The following is a 17,320-nucleotide window of genomic DNA, read 5'->3' on the forward strand; positions in this document are numbered from 1 at the left end:
GCCAGAGCGCGGTCAGTTGGCCAGGTCGAACGCCTTCAGAACTTTCGTCGGGGTGACGCGGACCAACAGTTCGCCCGGTACACCGTTGCGTCGGCCGAACTCCTCGGCGCGGTCGGCGCCCATGTACCGGCCACCGATTCGGGTCGCGAAGGCGCGCACCTCGTCGAGGTCCTCGCTGGTTGCGGCGGTGCCTTGCACCTGGACGAAAGAGAACGGGGGTCGATCGTCGTCGCAGCAGATCACCACGCGGGGGTCGCGCGCCAGAGCGCGGCCTTTGGCGGTGTCCTTGCCGGTGTTGAAGACGAGTTGCCCGTCGTCGACGACGAACCACACCGGCGCGACCAGCGGCCGGCCATCGGCAGCGACGTACCCCAGTTTCGCGGTACGGGTGCCGTCGGACAGGAACGCGATGACGTCGTCGGTGAGTTCGGTCATAGCAGCGACTGTAATTGCTCCACGAAGGCCACGGACTCGCGTCGATCACCGGAGAGTGGATGCACCAGCAGCGTGGTGACGCCGGCCTCGGCGAACGCCGCGATCCGCTCGGCCACGAAGCCGCGCGGTCCCACCAGCGACACCTTGCGCACCAGCTCGTCGGGCACCGCGTCGATCGCCTCGGCCTTCTTGCCGGCCAGGTAAAGATCCTGGATGTGATCGGCCACCTCACCGAAGCCGTAGCGCGTCGCGAGGTTGTGATAGAAGTTCTTGCCGCGTGCGCCCATCCCGCCGATGTAGAGCGCCAATTGTGGCTTGGCCCAAGCCAATCGGTCCTCGACGTCGTCACCGATCGCCAGGCTGGCACTGACCATCACGTCGAGCGGACCCAGTTCCGGATCGCGCCGTGTCGCGCCGGCCCGCAGTGCCTCACCCCAGACGTCGTCGGCCTTCTCCGGATAGAAGAAGACCGGCTGCCAGCCTTCCGCGATCTCCGCGGTCAGCTCCACGTTCTTCGGACCAAGTGCTGCGATGGTGATCGGAATGCGTTCACGCACAGGCTGATTGATGATCTTCAGCGGTTTGCCCAACCCGGTGCCGCGGTCTGCCGGCAGGGGGATCTGGTAGTGCTTGCCCTCGTAGGTGAGGCGCTCGCGGCGCCACACCTGCCGGCAGATCTCGACGACCTCGCGGGTGCGTCCGAGCGGCGCGTCGAATGGCACGCCGTGGAATCCTTCGACCACCTGGGGGCCCGAGGTGCCCAGGCCGAGGCGGAACCTGCCGTCGGAGACGTAGTCCAGGCCGGCGGCTGTCATCGCCATCAGGGCCGGGGTACGGGTGTAGATCGGCACCACGCCGGTACCGAGCTCGATCCGCGACGTGCGCGCGGCGAGGAAACCCAGTTGGCTGATCGCGTCGTAGGAGTAGGCCTCGGGCACGAGCGCGATGCCGATACCGATCTTCTCGAGTTCGACGACCTCGTCGACCGCCTCGAGGAACCCACCCGCGTAGTTGAGAAAGATGCCCGTGCGCATGGCCTAGATACTCACATGCTCACGGCTTGAGGAGCGCAACCACCTTGTTCTCCAGATCCACTGGATCGTCGGAGAACGGGTCCATGATCTCGGTCTTCGGCAGCGCGCCCTCGGGATCGGCGAAGGCCTTGTACGGCCCCTTGTCCTTCTCGTTGGCCAACATGTGCAGGAGATAACCCGTCATCAGGGCCCGAACGATCCGCTGGGTGCCCTTGTCGGCGCCCGGCAACCCGACGGCGGTCGCGAGGCGTCTGCCCTCGACCAGCCCGCCGGCCTTCGTCTTCGACGTGGACCGCAGCGTCGCCGGCTTCCAGGCGCGGGCCAGCTCGACAGCATTGGAGCGCAGGGTCATCGGGTCGCCAGGATCGGCGAGGATCAGCCCAGGCACCTTCAGTCCCGCGGCGGGCTTCTCGGCGGGTGGGCTGCTGATCAGGGGATACGCGGCGACGACGGCCTTGAGCTTCGTCGGCATCCCCGCCGCGGCGAACACCGCGGCCGATGCGCCGAACCCGTGGCCGGCGACGCCGAGTTTGCCCGGATGCACGCTGATGTCGCCGCCCCCCAGCCGCACGCCGGCGATGATGTCCAGCGTGGTGCCGAGGTCGTAGGCCAGGCTGAGCACCGACGGCGCCAGCGACGTCTCGGTGTTGGGTGCGGCCGCGACGATGCCCCACGAAGCGAGGTGCTCCAGTGTTCCGCGGTAGCGATGGGCAGATGTGATCCAGTCGTGGCCGAACGCCACGCCGGGTAGGTTCGTGCCACTCGCCGGCGTGTAGACGATGCCGGGCAGACCGGCAAAGGCCAGGTCACCGCACAGAACCTTGTGCGGCCCGCGGCGGGTCAACGCGGTGAAGAGCTTCTTCGTGCTGGCCACCCGACGACCGTATCCCACCCGGCGGTCCGCGTCGTCTGCCGTACCCTGGTTGGCTATGTGCGGAATCGTCGGCTACGTGGGGCAACGTCCCGCCTGCGGCATCGTCGTCGACGCGCTGCGCCGGATGGAGTACCGCGGGTACGACTCCTCTGGAGTGGCGTTGCTCGACGGACGCGGCGGGATGACCGTGCAGCGCAAGGCGGGCCGGCTCGCCAATCTGGAGGCCGCGCTCGACGAGCAGGGCAGCGACGATCTGGTCGGCTCGACGGGGCTGGGGCACACCCGCTGGGCCACGCACGGCCGGCCGACGGACCGCAACGCCCACCCGCACCTCGACGCCCGCGGCAAGGTCGCAGTCGTGCACAACGGCATCATCGAGAACTTCGCCGCGCTGCGCGCCGAGTTGGAGGCTGCCGGGGTCGAGTTCGCCAGCGACACCGACACCGAGGTGACGGTGCATCTGGTGGCGCGCGAGTACGAGTCGGGCTCCCAGGCCGGTGATTTCCCGGCGTCGGTGCTGGCCGTGCTGCGCCGGTTGGAGGGCCACTTCACGTTGGTGTTCGCCCACGCCGACGATCCGGGCACGATCGTGGCGGCCCGCCGGTCCACGCCGTTGGTGGTCGGGGTCGGCGACGGGGAGATGTTCGTCGGCTCCGATGTCGCGGCGTTCATCGAGCACACCCGCGATGCGGTCGAGCTGGGGCAGGACCAGGCCGTCGTGGTGACCGCGGACGGGTACCGGATCACCGACTTCGAGGGCCGCGACACCCAGGATTACCGGGCCTTCCACATCGACTGGGACACCTCGGCCGCCGAGAAGGGCGGCTACGACTACTTCATGCTCAAGGAGATCGCCGAGCAGCCCGCCGCGGTGTCGGACACGCTGCTGGGCCATTTCGCCGACAACCGCATCGTGCTCGACGAGCAGCGCCTCTCCGATCAGGAGCTGCGCGACGTCGACAAGGTGTTCGTGGTGGCCTGCGGCACCGCTTACCACTCCGGGCTGCTGGCGAAGTACGCGATCGAGCACTGGACCCGGCTACCCGTCGAGGTCGAGCTGGCCAGCGAGTTCCGCTACCGCGATCCGGTGCTCGACAGCCATACCCTCGTCGTGGCGATCTCACAGTCCGGGGAGACCGCCGACACGCTCGAGGCCGTGCGCCACGCCAAGGACCAGAAGGCCAAGGTGCTCGCGGTGTGCAACACCAACGGCAGCCAGATCCCGCGTGAGTGCGACGCGGTGCTCTACACCCGCGCAGGCCCGGAGGTCGGCGTCGCCTCGACCAAGACGTTCCTGGCCCAGATCGCGGCCAACTACCTCGTGGGCCTCGCGCTGGCCCAGGCCCGCGGCACCAAGTATCCCGACGAGGTGGCCCGCGAGTACCGCGACCTGGAGGCCATGCCCGAACTGATCTCGCGGGTGCTGGCCACCAGTGCCCCGGTCACGGCGCTGGCCACCCAGTTCGCGTCGGCGCAGACGGTGCTGTTCCTGGGCCGCCACGTCGGCTACCCGGTGGCGCTCGAGGGTGCGCTCAAACTCAAAGAGCTGGCCTACATGCACGCCGAGGGGTTCGCCGCCGGCGAGCTCAAGCACGGGCCGATCGCGCTGATCGAGGACGATCTGCCGGTCATCGTGGTGATGCCCTCGCCGAAGAACGCGGCCACGCTGCACGCCAAGCTGTTGTCCAACATCCGGGAGATCCAGGCGCGCGGCGCGATCACGATCGTCATCGCCGAGGAGGGCGACGACACCGTGGCGCCGTACGCCGACCATCTCATCGAGATCCCGGCCGTCTCCACGCTGATGCAACCGCTGCTGTCCACGATCCCGATGCAGCTGTTCTCCGCCGGAGTGGCCCAGGCTCGCGGCTACGACGTCGACAAGCCCCGCAACCTCGCCAAGTCGGTTACCGTCGAGTAACCTTCTGACCAGCACGATTGTGACTCTTCCGTCAATTTAAGGAAGAATTAAGGCCACTCTGTTAACGCTGCCCTCCCCGGGGCCGATAAACGAGTAACAGCCGTTCTGCAAGCAGCGGCCGCCGGTGCCACGCGCCCGGTGTACGACGGAATTCCCCGTCACTGCGGCCCACTGCCGCACGAAACACGGACACGCACGGTCGCCATGGCTGTGCCTGGTGTCTGTCCGACCCTCGGGGGCACATGATGAACGTGCACGAACAACACCGCGGCCGCTTCGTGGTCCGTCCGCAGCGCGACGGCGCGACGGTGGTGCTGCACGTCGAGGGTGATCTCGACGTACTGACCGCTCCCACGTTGGGCACGCATCTCGACGTGGCACTGGCCGGCGACCTGACGATGCTGGTCGTCGACATCACGAAGGTGGGCTTCTTGTCGTCGGCGGGCATCAGCATGCTGGTCGAGACCCACCGTCTCACCGATCGCGCCGGCATCTCGCTGCGCGTCGTCGCCGACGGGCCGGCGACTGCCCGGCCGCTGCGCATGATGAACATCGACGAGATCATCGACCTCTATCCGACGCTGCCCGACGCGCTGAGCGGCACGAAAGCTCAGTAGTAGCAGCCCTATTGGCGGATCGTCTGCTGATACAGCGCGAGCTTCCAGCCGTCGCCGGTGCGGTGGTACACCGAGGACATGGCGCCGACGAACGGTTGGTCAGCGCCGTCTCGCCAGCCCGTCCCCATGTACACCAGCGCCGCGGCGTCGGGCGCAATCGTGATCACCCGGACGTCGTCGATCGCGTAACGCGCCCACGGCGGTGACTGGCCCAGCGCCGAGACCACCGTCGCCCGATCCATCACCGCGCCGTTGGCCAGCACCATCAGCGCGTCCTCGGTCATCACGTCGCCGTAGAAGCGGTCGCCGGTGCCCTCGCAGAGTGACCGCCAGCCGCCATGTTCGAGTGCGAGCAACTGCTCGCGCACAGAGGAATCAGTCATGGCGGGCGGGTACCCACGTACCGTTGTTCCGATGTGGCACTACTACTCCGCCCAGCAGATCCGCGACGCCGAAGCGCCACTGCTCGAGGCGCTGCCCGACGGTGTGCTGATGCGCAGGGCCGCGTTCGGTCTGGCCACCGCGATCATCCGCCAGCTGGGCACGGTGTCGGGCAAGACCGTCTGCGCCGTGGTCGGTTCCGGGGACAACGGCGGTGACGCGCTGTGGGCCGCCACGTTCCTGCGCCGTCGTGGCGCGGGTGTCTCAGCGGTCCTGCTCGACCCCTCGCGGGTCCATGCTGCGGCACTGGCCGCGTTTCGCAAGGCGGGCGGTCGGATCGTCGAAAAAGTACCGGCGGCAACTGATCTCGTGATCGACGGAGTGGTGGGCATTGGAGCCACCGGTCCGCTGCGGCCGGCCGCCGCGGACGTGTTCGCCGGAACCGACGCGCCTGTGGTCGCCGTCGACGTCCCCAGCGGGGTCGACGTCGCGACCGGTGCGGCTGACGGGCCGCATGTCAGCGCGACGGTGACGGTGACGTTCGGTGGCCTCAAGCCCGTGCACGCGCTCGGACCGTGCGGCCGTGTCGAACTCGTCGACATCGGTCTCGACCTGCCGCCCAGCGACATCCGGGGATTCGAGGCCGCCGATGTCGCTGCCCGCTGGCCGGTGCCCGGCCGCAGCGACGATAAGTACACCCAGGGTGTGACCGGCGTGATGGCCGGCTCCGCGACGTATCCGGGCGCGGCGATCCTGTGCACCGGCGCTGCCGTTGCCGCACACTCCGGCATGGTGCGTTACGCGGGAACCGCTGCAGCCGACGTGGTTTCGCATTGGCCCGAGGTGATCGCCACGAAGGATGTCCGACGCGCGGGGCGCGTGCAGGCATGGGTCGTCGGCCCGGGGCTGGGCACCGACTCCGACGGCGAGGCCGCGCTGGCCTTCGCGTTGGACACCGACCTGCCGGTCCTCGTCGACGCCGACGGCCTGACCATCCTTGCCGCCCATCCCGACCTGATCGACGGCCGAGACGCCCCGACAGTGTTGACCCCGCACGCCGGCGAGTTCGCCCGGCTGGCCGGCGGGCCGCCTGGGGAGGACCGCATCGCGGCCGCCCGCGGGCTCGCCGACCGGCTCGGCGCCACCGTCCTGCTCAAAGGCAACGTGACCGTTGTCGCGGAGCCGGGCGGCCCGGTGTACCTCAACGTGGCGGGTCAGGCGTGGGCTGCGACCGCCGGGTCGGGCGACGTGCTGTCCGGGGTCATCGGGGCGCTGCTCGCCGCCGGTCTGCCGCCCGCCGACGCCGCCGCGGCAGCGGCATTCGTGCACGCGCGCGCCGCCGACCTCGCGGCACACGATCCCGGACCGGCGCCGGCGCCGACGTCGGCCGCGCGCATCCTGGCGCATCTGCGAACGGCACTCGGCTCGATCCTCTAGAAAGGACCACATGCCCAACATGTCGCGCCACTCCTCGCTGACCCCCGCGTACTGCGGCCGCCTGTCCACCTCACCGATCCCGGCCCTACGCCTGCCCGACGAGTCGATGGAGCCCGACCAGACCTACCGCTTCATCCACGACGAGCTGATGCTCGACGGCAGCTCACGGCTCAACCTCGCCACGTTCGTCACCACGTGGATGGATCCCGAAGCCGGGCAGCTGATGTCGGAGACGTTCGACAAGAACATGATCGACAAGGACGAGTACCCGGTCACGGCCGCGATCGAGCAGCGCTGCGTGTGCATGGTGGCCGACCTGTTCCACGCCGAGAACCTGCGCGACGACGACCCGTCCAGCGCGATCGGTGTGTCGACGGTCGGCTCCAGCGAGGCGGTGATGCTCGCCGGCCTGGCGCTCAAGTGGCGGTGGCGGCAGAAGCTGGAGGCGGCAGGGCAGGACTGGAAGGGCCGCACACCGAATCTGGTGATGGGCTCCAACGTCCAGGTGGTGTGGGAGAAGTTCTGCCGCTACTTCGACGTCGAGGCGCGCTACCTTCCGATGGAGCACGGCCGCTACGTGATCACCCCGGAGCAGGTGCTCGACAACGTCGACGAGAACACGATCGGTGTCGTGGCGATCCTGGGCACCACGTTCACCGGCGAGCTGGAGCCCGTCGGCGACATCTGCGCCGCCCTGGACACACTCGCGTCCGACAAGGGACTCGACATCCCGGTGCACGTCGACGCGGCCAGCGGCGGCTTCGTGGTGCCGTTCGTGCACCCCGACCTGGTGTGGGACTTCCGGCTGCCGCGGGTGGTGTCGATCAACGTCAGCGGGCACAAGTACGGACTGACCTATCCCGGCATCGGGTTCGTGGTGTGGCGCAACGCCGACCACCTGCCCGAGGAACTCGTGTTCCGGGTCAACTACCTCGGCGGGGACATGCCGACGTTCACGCTGAACTTCTCCCGGCCCGGCAACCAGGTCGTCGGGCAGTACTACAACTTCCTGCGGCTGGGCCGCGACGGCTACACCACGGTGATGCACTGCCTGTCCGACACCGCGCAGTGGCTGGCGCGGGAGTTGGCGGGGATGGATGTCTTCGAGGTCATCTCTGACGGATCGGCGATCCCCGTCGTGGCGTTCACCCTGGTCGAAGGCACCAAATACACGGTGTTCGACGTGTCGGCGCTGCTGCGCAGCTACGGCTGGCAGGTACCGGCCTACACGATGCCCGACAACGCCACCGACGTCGCGGTGCTGCGCATCGTGGTGCGGGAGGGCTTCTCGGCGAACCTGGCCCGCGCGCTGCGCGACGACATTGTCGAGGTGCTCGGCAAGCTCGACAAGACCGGGGTGGGCGGGTTCTCGGACGAGGCGCACTTCGCCCACTGACCCGCGTCCGACGGCGGCCTGGGACAATCGGGGGCGGTGATCAACGCACTGAACACGACCCAGCACACGACCCAGCACGTGCCGACGGCGACTGTCGATCTCGACGCCATCGCGCACAACATCTCCGTGCTGCGCGAACGCGCAGGCACGGCCGCAGTCATGGCCGTCGTCAAGGCTGACGGCTACGGCCACGGCGCCACCGCCGTCGGGCGGGCGGCGCTGGCCGCGGGCGCAGCCCAGCTGGGCGTCGCGACCGTCGACGAGGCGCTGGCCCTGCGTCGCGACGGCATCACGGCGCCGGTGCTCGCCTGGCTGCACTCGCCCGGCATGGACTTCGCGCCGGCACTGTCGGCCGACGTCGAGGTCGCGGTCTCGTCGGTGCGGCAGGTCGAGGAGGTGCTGTCGGCGACCCGGCGGACCGGTCGCGCCGCGACCGTGACGATCAAGGCCGACACCGGGCTGAGCCGCAACGGTGTCGCGGCGGCCGACTATCCGGCCGTTGTCACCGCACTGCGCAATGCCGCCTCCGACGGCGCGGTGCGGGTACGCGGTCTGATGTCACACCTCGCCCACGGCGACAACCCCGGCCACCCGTTCAACAGCGTGCAGGCGCAGCGGCTCACCGACATGGCTTTGGCGGCGCGCGAGGCCGGGGTGCAGTTCGAGGTCGTGCACCTGAGCAACTCCCCGGCGGCGCTGACGCGGCCCGATCTGGCCTTCGACATGGTCCGGCCGGGCATCGCGGTCTACGGCCAGACACCGATCCCGGAGCGGGGCGACATGGGGCTGCGGCCGGCGATGACGCTGACGTGCCCGGTCGCCATGGTGCGCTCTGTACGCGCCGGTGACGGTGTCTCCTACGGCCACACGTGGATCGCCGAGGCCGATACGACGGTCGCGCTGATCCCCGCCGGATACGCCGACGGGGTGTTCCGCCTGCTGAGCAACAAGATCTCCGTGCAGATCAACGGCCGTCGCTACCCGAACGTGGGGCGCATCTGCATGGATCAGTTCGTGGTGGACCTGGGGCCGGGGCCGGTCGGCGTGACCGAGGGCGACGAGGCGATCCTGTTCGGTCCGGGCACCCAAGGTGAGCCGACGGCGCAAGACTGGGCGGACCTGCTGAGCACCATCAACTACGAGGTGGTCACCAGCCCGCGCGGCCGGATCACCCGGGCCTACCGGGGCGGTGCACGTTGAGCCCCCGTGCCGGGTGGCTGGCGGGAGCGGCGGGGATCGTCGCGGTCGGCTCGGCGGCGGGAGTCACCGCGGCGCGCTCGCTGCGCCGCCGGGTGACGGACGACGATCCGTACCGGGACGAGGATTTCGAACTGCTCGACGCCGACCGCAGCACGGTCGTCACCACCCCGGACGGGGTACCGCTGGCGGTGCGTGAGGTCGGGCCGACAGATGCGCCACTGACGGTCGTGTTCGCGCACGGCTTCTGTCTTCGCATGGGCTCCTTCCACTTTCAGCGGGCCCGTCTGAGCGAGCAGTGGGGCGCGCAGGTGCGCATGGTGTTCTACGACCAGCGAGGCCACGGACAATCCGGCGAGGCGCCGCCGGACACCTACACGGTCGAACAGCTGGGCCAGGACCTCGAGAGCGTGCTGGCGGTCATGGCACCGCGCGGGCCTGTGGTGCTCGTCGGGCACTCGATGGGCGGGATGACGGTGCTCTCCCACGCCCGCCAGTACCCGCAGCGTTACCCGAGCCGTATCGTCGGCGCGGCGATCATCGCCTCCGCCGCCAAAGGGGTGTCACGATCGCCCCTCGGTGAGATCCTGAAAAACCCTGCGCTGGAGGCGGTTCAGTTTGCCGCCCGCTATGCACCCAAGACAGTGCACCGCTTCCGTGGCAGCGCACGGTCGGTCATCGGGCCGATCCTGCGGGCGGCGTCATACGGTGACGAGAAGATCAGCCCCAGCGTGGCGGCGTTCTCCGAGAGGATGATGCACGACACCGCGATCACCACGCTCGTCGAATTCCTGCACGCGCTGGAAGTGCACGACGAGACTGCGGGCCTGGAGACGCTGCGGAAGGTGCCGACGCTGATCGCGTGCGGAGACCGGGATCTGTTGACGCCTGCCGAGTCGTCGCGGGAGATGGCGGAGGCGCTGCCGAAGTCGGAATTGGTGATCGTCGGTGGCGCAGGACATCTGGTGCAGTTGGAGCAGCCCGAGATCATCGACGAGGCCCTGGTGAGGTTGGTCGAGAGGTCGACACCGTCAAAGCTGGTGGCGATCACCCGTCGGGTGCGCGATCGGGTGCGCAGCAATGGCTGACTCGGGGGTACAGCAACTGGCCAGCGCGCAGGACACGCTGGCATTTGGTGTAGAACTGGGGCGTGGGCTGCGCGCAGGCGACCTGGTGGTGCTCTCAGGTCCGCTCGGTGCGGGAAAGACAGTGCTGGCCAAGGGAATCGCCGAGGGTATGGACGTCGAGGGTCCGGTGTTGTCGCCGACGTTCGTGCTGGCTCGGGTGCACCGGCCGCGTCGGCCGGGGGCGGCGGCGATGGTGCACGTCGATCTGTACCGGTTGCTGGACGAGAGCTCGGTGGATCTGCTCGCCGAACTCGATTCGCTGGACCTCGACACCGATCTCGACGACGCGGTCGTCGTCGTGGAATGGGGCGAAGGGGTGGCCGAGCGGTTGTCGGAGCGGCACCTCGACATTCGGCTCGAGCGAACCTCGGACAGTGACGAGCGCACTGCCATCTGGCAGTGGTGCACGCCATGAGCAGGCTGGTGCTCGCCGTCGACACAGCCACCCCCGCGGTGACGGCGGGAGTGGTGCGGCTTGGCGCCGGAATCGAGGTGCTCGCCGAACGTGTGACGGTCGACCCCCGCGCGCATGCAGAAACGTTGACGCCCAACATCGTCGGGGCACTGGCGGACGCCGCCGTCGAGGTGAGCGCACTGGATGCCGTGGTGGTCGGGTGCGGGCCGGGACCGTTCACGGGGTTGCGAGTGGGTATGGCGACCGCGGCGGCGTTCGGCCATGCGCTCGGCGTCGTCGTGCACGGAGTGTGCAGCCTGGATGCCATCGCCGCGGGAACGACGGGGGAGGTGCTCGTCGTCACGGATGCGCGCCGACGTGAGGTGTACTGGGCGCGGTATCGCGACGGGGTGCGGATGGACGGTCCCGCGGTCAACGCTGCGGCCGACGTGCCGGCCGACGCGGCTGCGGTGGCCGGTTCACCCGAGCACGCGGCGCTGTTCGAGCTCCCGAGGCTCGCGCCGGTGTCGCCGTCGGTGGCGGGTCTGGTTGCGGCGGTGGCGGATTGGGACGCGGAGCCGGAGCCGCTGGTGCCGCTGTATCTGCGCAGACCCGATGCGAAACCGTCGGCGGTGAAGCGATGAACGTGCAGTACGCGACGCTGATGGCCGCGGACGCGGCGCGGTGCGCGGAACTCGAGGCGCAGGTGTTCGACGGGGACGATCCGTGGCCCGAACGCGCCTTTCTGGCCGAGATCGCGGCCAAGCACAACCATTACGTGGCGGCGCGGGCCGACGACAAGCTGGTGGGATATGCAGGCATCGCGCGGCTGGGGCGCTGCAAGCCGTTCGAGTACGAGGTGCACACCATCGCCGTCGATCCCACCTATCAGGGCCAGGGCATCGGCAGGGAGATGTTGCGCAGGCTGGTCGAGTACGCCGATGGAGGGGCGATCTTCCTGGAGGTGCGCACCGACAACGAAGCCGCGATCAAGCTCTACGAGAGCGAGGGATTCGCGAGGATCGGGCTGCGCAAGCGGTACTACCGCGTCAGCGGCGCCGACGCCTATTCGATGAAGCGGGAGCCGCGATGATCATCTTGGCGATCGAGAGTTCGTGTGACGAGACCGGTGTCGGTATCGCGCAATTGGACGACGACGGGACGGTGACGCTGCTGGCCGACGAGGTCGCCTCCAGCGTCGACGAGCACGCCCGCTTCGGTGGAGTGGTTCCCGAGATCGCGTCCCGGGCGCACCTGGAGGCGCTGGGGCCGACGATGCGACGCGCACTCGAGAGGGCCGGGCTCGATCGGCCGGACGTGGTGGCGGCGACGATCGGCCCGGGATTGGCGGGTGCGCTGCTGGTGGGAGTGGCCGCGGCCAAAGCGTATGCGGCGGCATGGCAGGTGCCGTTCTACGCCGTGAACCATCTCGGAGGGCATCTGGCCGCCGATGTCTTCGATCACGGGCCGCTGCCGGAGAGCATCGGCCTGCTGGTGTCCGGCGGGCACACGAATCTCCTGCACGTGCGGTCGCTCGGTGAGCCGATCGTGGAGCTGGGCTCGACGGTCGACGATGCGGCGGGGGAGGCCTACGACAAAGTGGCGCGACTGCTGGGCCTGGGATACCCGGGTGGCAGGGTGCTCGATGAACTGGCGCGCGAGGGTGATCCCGACGCGATCGTCTTTCCTCGCGGCATGACCGGCCCACGCGATGACCGGTATGCGTTCAGCTTCTCGGGCCTCAAGACCGCGGTCGCGCGCTACGTGGAGAGTCATCCGGAGGCCTCGCAGGCCGACATCGCGGCGGGCTTCCAGGAGGCGGTCGCGGACGTGCTGACGGCGAAGGCGGTGCGCGCGGCTGGCGAGCTGGGTGTGTCGACGCTGTTGATCGCCGGTGGCGTGGCAGCGAACTCGCGTCTGCGGGAGCTGGCCGAGGAGCGTTGCGCGGCGGCCGGTCTGACGCTGCGGGTGCCGCGGCCGCGGTTGTGCACGGACAACGGGGCGATGATCGCGTCGTTCGCGGCGCACCTGATTGCGGCCGGTGCCGAGCCGTCACCGCTTGGCGTCGCGAGCGATCCGGGCCTGCCGGTGGTACGGGGGCAGGTCGCATGAGCGGGTGGGCCGACTCGTCGGCCGTCACCGAATTGCTCTACCGCTATGCCGAATTGATCGACGCCGGTGACTTCGACGGTGTCGGTCAGTTGTTGGGTCGAGGCAACTTCATGGGTGTCGCGGGCAGTGAGGCGATCGCGGCTCTGTTCGCCGCCACGACCCGCCGCTTCCCCGATCACGGAAACACCCCGCGGACCCGCCATCTCGTTCTCAATCCGATCGTCGATGTCACCGGCGATACTGCGGCTGCCCGGTCCACCTTCTGTGTGGTGCAGCAGACGGATTCCGTCGCGCTGCAACCGATCGTCGTCGGTCGGTATGCGGACACCTTCGCCCGCGACCACGGCGGCTGGTACTTCACCGAGCGCACGGTCGACGTCGAGATGATCGGCGACGTGTCCGACCACCTGCTGATGGACCCCAGCCAACTCCGCTAGAACGGCGGCGGGTCGTCGCCGTGCGGGGTGAAGTCTGCATCCCAGTTGTGTTGCGGTGAAGCATGTTTGGTACGTCCGTGTATGCGTTCGCGTTGGTTGAGTTCGCGTTCGCGGGCGACGTAGGCGGCGCGGTTCTGCCTGCGGCTGCGGGCGCGGGTGGGCATCTTGAGGTGGCGGCCCGGGGCGGGTCGCTGCGAGGTGGCGGTGGGCGCGGGTGGTGGTCCGGTGCGGGTGTTCCAGGATGGGAACAGCAGCGCCGACAGAGGTGTGGTGGTGTAGGTGTGGCCGGTCGGGCTGGTCAGATGCAGCCGCCCGTCGGGGGTTTGGCGTTCGGTCCAGCCCTCCCAGAACGTTTTCACGAGATGATGTGCGCGGCAATAACATTTGGTGTTAGCCGGGTGGGTGGCCCCGATGGGGTAGGGGATGGTGTGGTCGATGTCCGCGTGGGTGGCGGGTCGGTCGCAGCCGGGGAAGCGGCAGGTCAGATCACGCGAACGCACGAACCGGTCCAGGGCCGCTGAGGGTCGGTAACCCTCGGTAGCTCCGCAGTCGGGATCGATGACGCTCACGGTGGCGCCGTGGGCGATCAGTTCGGCCAGCAGCGGCGCGGGCACGATGCCGCCGCCGGGGCCGACGATCAGCGCCGCGCGGCGAGGTGGTTTCGCGATGGGCTCAGGCTCCGCGGGTTGTGCAGAGCCGACAGGCCCCGTCACCGCATCCACTTCCGCGACAGTGCTGTCGCCATCTTCGACGACGGTCTCAGCGCATTGCTCAGGCCCCGCCGGCTCAGGCTCGGCGGGTGTGGTGTTGCGCGGCGTATAGGCGGGCTGGGGTGCTTCGCCGTGCAGCGCAGGGTCGGGCTCGGCATCGAGGGCGGCCTGGTCGGCGATCACCGTAACCGTGATGCTGGATGCGCGGCCGTCGTCGATCTGCGCGGCCGCACAGTCGGGGCGGCCGCAGCGGCAGGCCAACACCATCGACCCCGCGGCGATCGCACCGAGCGAGTCCGCGCGCTTTTGATCCAGGGTCCGGGGGTCGAACTCGCACACCGCGGCGATCATCATCGCCAACCGCGTTGCCAGCAGCGCGGCGTCCGAGGCGGCCAGCTGCCCGTACACGCTGGTGATGCCGGCCGCGTCGTGGCGATCGCCGATGGTGAACGAGCGATCCCGAGACCGGTCGCGCACCCGCCGGACCGCATCGGGGTCGTAGGTCTCGATCCACACATCGATGGCGGCCTCGAGCTTCTTCTGCGACAACACGCCCCACCCGGTGGCTGCGTCGACGAAGTGTCCGTCGAGCCGCGCCAAAGTAGCCGGGTCGAGGACCAGCGCGGTGCGGGACACGATCGTGGTGACCACATCCATCGTCACCTGCCCGTCGGCCAACAGTGCTCCCAGGCGGGGGAGACGGTCGCGCAGTGTCAGCGCCAGGTCCATCTGCACCGATGCCCGCCCGGGGCTGATGGTCAACGCGGCACCGATCTCGGCGGCGGTGGCGTCCCAGTCCGAGCACACCCACCGCTCCCGCTCGGGGCGGCGCCGCCGACGCCACAACTCAGCGATCGCGGCGAGCTTGATCGCCTCAGCGCGCGCAGCGGCGGCCGCGGAACTGGTCATCACATCGACCAGATCCGCCTCACCCACCCGAGTTAGTTCGAACACATGTACTAATTTACCGACAGGCGGCCCGGGCGGGCGCAGCAAAAACCCAGCCTGTGGATAGCTAGCGGGCTGTGGATGAATCCGCTGCCGTTCGCTCGGGGCGTACACACGAGCCCCAACCTTGAGCACCTAGCACTCACATGTATAGAGTGCTAGGTGGCAGTCGGTTCAGCCCTGTGTCGGCACCCGCGACGACGGCGCGAGGGCGGTCACTGACCGCCGTGTACGCACACCCACATCAATATCTCCAGTGAAGGGGCTCCAATCGTGGCAGTCAACATCAAGCCACTCGAGGACAAGATCCTCGTACAGGCCAACGAGGCCGAGACCACGACCGCTTCCGGTCTGGTCATCCCCGACACCGCCAAGGAAAAGCCGCAGGAAGGCACCGTCGTCGCAGTAGGCCCCGGCCGCTGGGATGAGGATGGCGAGAAGCGGATTCCTCTGGACGTGTCTGAGGGCGACGTGGTCATCTACAGCAAGTACGGCGGCACCGAGATCAAGTACAACGGCGAGGAGTACCTGATCCTCTCGGCCCGCGACGTGCTGGCTGTCGTCTCCAAGTAAGCGAATCGTGTTCCGCCCCGGACGTTCCCGCATCGACGGGTGATGTCCGGGGCGGTGCGCGTTACACCCGTCCTAGGGAAAGACATTCATGAGTAAGCAAATTGAGTTCAACGAAACCGCGCGTCGCGCCATGGAAGCAGGCGTCGACAAGCTCGCCGACGCGGTCAAGGTGACGCTGGGTCCCCGCGGTCGCCACGTGGTGCTCGCCAAAGCCTGGGGTGGACCGACCGTCACCAACGACGGCGTGACCATCGCCCGAGAGATCGATCTCGAGGATCCGTTCGAGAACCTCGGGGCACAGCTGGTCAAGTCGGTGGCCACCAAGACCAATGACGTCGCCGGCGACGGCACCACCACCGCCACCGTTCTGGCTCAGGCGCTCGTCAAGGCCGGCCTGCGCAACGTGGCGGCAGGCGCCAACCCGATCGCCCTCGGTTCGGGCATCAGCAAGGCCGCCGACGCCGTGTCCGAGGCGCTGCTGGCTGCGGCCACCCCGGTCGCCGACAAGAAGGCCATCGCACAGGTCGCCACCGTGTCCTCGCGTGACGAGCTCGTCGGTGAGTTGGTCGGCGAGGCCATGACCAAGGTGGGCACCGACGGCGTCGTCACCGTCGAGGAGTCCTCGACGATGAACACCGAGCTGGAGATCACCGAAGGTGTCGGCTTCGACAAGGGCTTCGTCTCGGCCTACTTCGTCACCGACTTCGATTCCCAGGAAGCAGTTCTCGAGGACGCGCTGGTGCTGCTGCACCGAGAGAAGATCAGTTCGCTTCCCGACCTGCTGCCGCTGCTGGAGAAGGTCGCCGAGGCCGGCAAGCCGCTGCTCATCGTCGCCGAAGACGTTGAGGGCGAAGCTCTCTCGACGCTGGTGGTCAATGCGATCCGCAAGACGCTGAAGGCTGTCGCCGTCAAGGCGCCGTTCTTCGGTGACCGTCGCAAGGCCTTCCTCGACGACCTCGCGGTCGTCACCGGCGGACAGGTCGTCAACCCCGACGTCGGCCTGATCCTTCGCGACGTCGGCCTCGAGGTGCTCGGTACCGCGCGCCGCGTCGTCGTCGACAAGGACAGCACGGTGATCGTCGACGGCGGTGGCACCCAGGACGCGATCGACGGCCGCAAGTCGCAATTGCGTGCGGAGATCGAGGCATCCGATTCCGACTGGGATCGGGAGAAGCTCGAGGAGCGGCTGGCCAAGCTCTCCGGCGGTGTTGCGGTCATCAAGGTCGGCGCAGCCACCGAGACCGACCTCAAGAAGCGCAAGGAAGCCGTCGAGGACGCCGTGGCCGCAGCCAAGGCTGCCGTCGAAGAGGGTGTCGTCGTCGGTGGCGGCGCGGCGCTGGTCCAGGCCCGCGGTGCACTCGACACGCTGCGCGCGGAGCTCTCCGGAGACGAGGCGCTCGGCGTCGGCGTGTTCGCCGCCGCGCTGTCTTCGCCGCTGTACTGGATCGCCACCAACGCCGGGCTCGACGGTTCGGTCGTCGTCAACAAGGTCTCGGAACTGCCTGCGGGACAGGGCTTCAACGCCGCAACGCTGGAGTACGGGGATCTGATCGCCGACGGCGTCGTCGATCCGGTCAAGGTGACCCGGTCCGCAGTCGTCAACGCCGCATCGGTGGCACGCATGGTGCTCAGCACCGAGACCGCGGTCGTCGACAAGCCGGCCGAGCAGCAGGATGACGGTCATGGCCACAGCCATGGGCATGGCCATCACCACCACTAGGAGTTGA

General features: G+C 68.7%; 18 protein-coding genes. 13 read left to right on the plus strand and 5 right to left on the minus strand.

Going from position 1 to position 17,320, the window contains the following annotated elements; translation table 11 throughout:
- Positions 1-12: 12 nt before the first annotated feature.
- From ACZYYX_RS09985 to ACZYYX_RS09995, 3 genes are read right to left on the minus strand one after another with little or no spacing between them, the layout of a single operon-like run.
- Positions 13-435, minus strand: a complete 423-nt coding sequence (locus tag ACZYYX_RS09985) for a PPOX class F420-dependent oxidoreductase (RefSeq protein WP_463814233.1) — start codon at positions 433-435, stop codon at positions 13-15.
- Positions 432-1,469, minus strand: coding sequence for an LLM class F420-dependent oxidoreductase (locus ACZYYX_RS09990; RefSeq protein ID WP_463814234.1), 1,038 nt, complete (start codon positions 1,467-1,469; stop codon positions 432-434). Before ACZYYX_RS09990 ends, ACZYYX_RS09985 begins: the two co-directional genes overlap by 4 nt.
- Positions 1,470-1,488: 19 nt before the next feature.
- Complete coding sequence (locus tag ACZYYX_RS09995) at positions 1,489-2,343, minus strand: dienelactone hydrolase family protein (RefSeq protein WP_463814235.1); 855 nt, start codon at positions 2,341-2,343, stop codon at positions 1,489-1,491.
- A 55-nt stretch (positions 2,344-2,398) separates the two neighbouring features.
- On the opposite strand from ACZYYX_RS09995, the gene glmS reads away from it, so the two are divergent.
- Both glmS and ACZYYX_RS10005 read left to right on the plus strand, forming a co-directional pair.
- Complete coding sequence (gene glmS / locus ACZYYX_RS10000) at positions 2,399-4,264, plus strand: glutamine--fructose-6-phosphate transaminase (isomerizing) (RefSeq protein WP_463814236.1); 1,866 nt, start codon at positions 2,399-2,401, stop codon at positions 4,262-4,264.
- A gap of 242 nt (positions 4,265-4,506) precedes the next feature.
- The gene (locus tag ACZYYX_RS10005) at positions 4,507-4,881 is read left to right on the plus strand and encodes an STAS domain-containing protein (RefSeq protein WP_463814237.1); all 375 of its coding nucleotides are present in this window, start codon (positions 4,507-4,509) and stop codon (positions 4,879-4,881) included.
- Between the two features lie 8 nt (positions 4,882-4,889).
- On the opposite strand, the gene ACZYYX_RS10010 is transcribed toward ACZYYX_RS10005, so the two are convergent.
- Complete coding sequence (locus ACZYYX_RS10010; RefSeq protein WP_463814238.1) at positions 4,890-5,264, minus strand: nuclear transport factor 2 family protein; 375 nt, start codon at positions 5,262-5,264, stop codon at positions 4,890-4,892.
- A gap of 31 nt (positions 5,265-5,295) precedes the next feature.
- Between ACZYYX_RS10010 and ACZYYX_RS10015 the strand changes: the two genes are divergently transcribed.
- Genes ACZYYX_RS10015 through ACZYYX_RS10055 form a run of 9 tightly spaced genes read left to right on the plus strand, consistent with a single transcriptional unit; the run spans position 5,296 to position 13,362 of the window.
- The gene (locus tag ACZYYX_RS10015; protein WP_463814239.1) at positions 5,296-6,699 is read left to right on the plus strand and encodes an NAD(P)H-hydrate dehydratase; all 1,404 of its coding nucleotides are present in this window, start codon (positions 5,296-5,298) and stop codon (positions 6,697-6,699) included.
- Between the two features lie 10 nt (positions 6,700-6,709).
- Entirely contained in the window at positions 6,710-8,095 is a 1,386-nt protein-coding gene (locus ACZYYX_RS10020; protein WP_463814240.1) for a glutamate decarboxylase, read from the plus strand.
- A 36-nt stretch (positions 8,096-8,131) separates the two neighbouring features.
- Positions 8,132-9,295 carry an alanine racemase gene (alr, locus tag ACZYYX_RS10025; protein WP_463814241.1) on the plus strand — a complete coding sequence of 388 codons (1,164 nt, stop codon included), beginning with the start codon at positions 8,132-8,134 and terminating at the stop codon, positions 9,293-9,295.
- A complete protein-coding gene (locus tag ACZYYX_RS10030) occupies positions 9,292-10,380 on the plus strand; it encodes an alpha/beta fold hydrolase (protein ID WP_463814242.1) in 1,089 nt (362 codons plus the stop codon). The genes alr and ACZYYX_RS10030 overlap by 4 nt, the downstream gene beginning before the upstream one ends.
- Entirely contained in the window at positions 10,373-10,834 is a 462-nt protein-coding gene (gene tsaE, locus ACZYYX_RS10035; protein ID WP_463814243.1) for a tRNA (adenosine(37)-N6)-threonylcarbamoyltransferase complex ATPase subunit type 1 TsaE, read from the plus strand. Before ACZYYX_RS10030 ends, tsaE begins: the two co-directional genes overlap by 8 nt.
- A complete protein-coding gene (gene tsaB / locus ACZYYX_RS10040) occupies positions 10,831-11,457 on the plus strand; it encodes a tRNA (adenosine(37)-N6)-threonylcarbamoyltransferase complex dimerization subunit type 1 TsaB (protein WP_463814244.1) in 627 nt (208 codons plus the stop codon). Before tsaE ends, tsaB begins: the two co-directional genes overlap by 4 nt.
- On the plus strand, positions 11,454-11,906 hold the full coding sequence (gene rimI, locus ACZYYX_RS10045) for a ribosomal protein S18-alanine N-acetyltransferase (RefSeq protein WP_463814245.1): 453 nt from the start codon (positions 11,454-11,456) through the stop codon (positions 11,904-11,906). The genes tsaB and rimI overlap by 4 nt, the downstream gene beginning before the upstream one ends.
- On the plus strand, positions 11,903-12,925 hold the full coding sequence (tsaD, locus tag ACZYYX_RS10050; protein WP_463814246.1) for a tRNA (adenosine(37)-N6)-threonylcarbamoyltransferase complex transferase subunit TsaD: 1,023 nt from the start codon (positions 11,903-11,905) through the stop codon (positions 12,923-12,925). The genes rimI and tsaD overlap by 4 nt, the downstream gene beginning before the upstream one ends.
- Entirely contained in the window at positions 12,922-13,362 is a 441-nt protein-coding gene (locus ACZYYX_RS10055; protein ID WP_463814247.1) for a nuclear transport factor 2 family protein, read from the plus strand. The genes tsaD and ACZYYX_RS10055 overlap by 4 nt, the downstream gene beginning before the upstream one ends.
- Here the strand turns inward: ACZYYX_RS10055 and ACZYYX_RS10060 are convergent.
- The gene (locus ACZYYX_RS10060) at positions 13,359-15,026 is read right to left on the minus strand and encodes an HNH endonuclease signature motif containing protein (RefSeq protein ID WP_463814248.1); all 1,668 of its coding nucleotides are present in this window, start codon (positions 15,024-15,026) and stop codon (positions 13,359-13,361) included. The genes ACZYYX_RS10055 and ACZYYX_RS10060 overlap by 4 nt on opposite strands.
- A 264-nt stretch (positions 15,027-15,290) precedes the next feature.
- Between ACZYYX_RS10060 and groES the strand changes: the two genes are divergently transcribed.
- Together groES and groL are read left to right on the plus strand one after the other, a co-directional pair.
- Positions 15,291-15,593, plus strand: coding sequence for a co-chaperone GroES (gene groES, locus ACZYYX_RS10065; RefSeq protein ID WP_032668542.1), 303 nt, complete (start codon positions 15,291-15,293; stop codon positions 15,591-15,593).
- 88 nt (positions 15,594-15,681) lie between these two features.
- On the plus strand, positions 15,682-17,313 hold the full coding sequence (groL, locus tag ACZYYX_RS10070; RefSeq protein WP_463814249.1) for a chaperonin GroEL: 1,632 nt from the start codon (positions 15,682-15,684) through the stop codon (positions 17,311-17,313).
- Positions 17,314-17,320 lie beyond the last annotated feature (7 nt).

The organism is Mycobacterium sp. IDUB_1 (assembly GCF_055419625.1).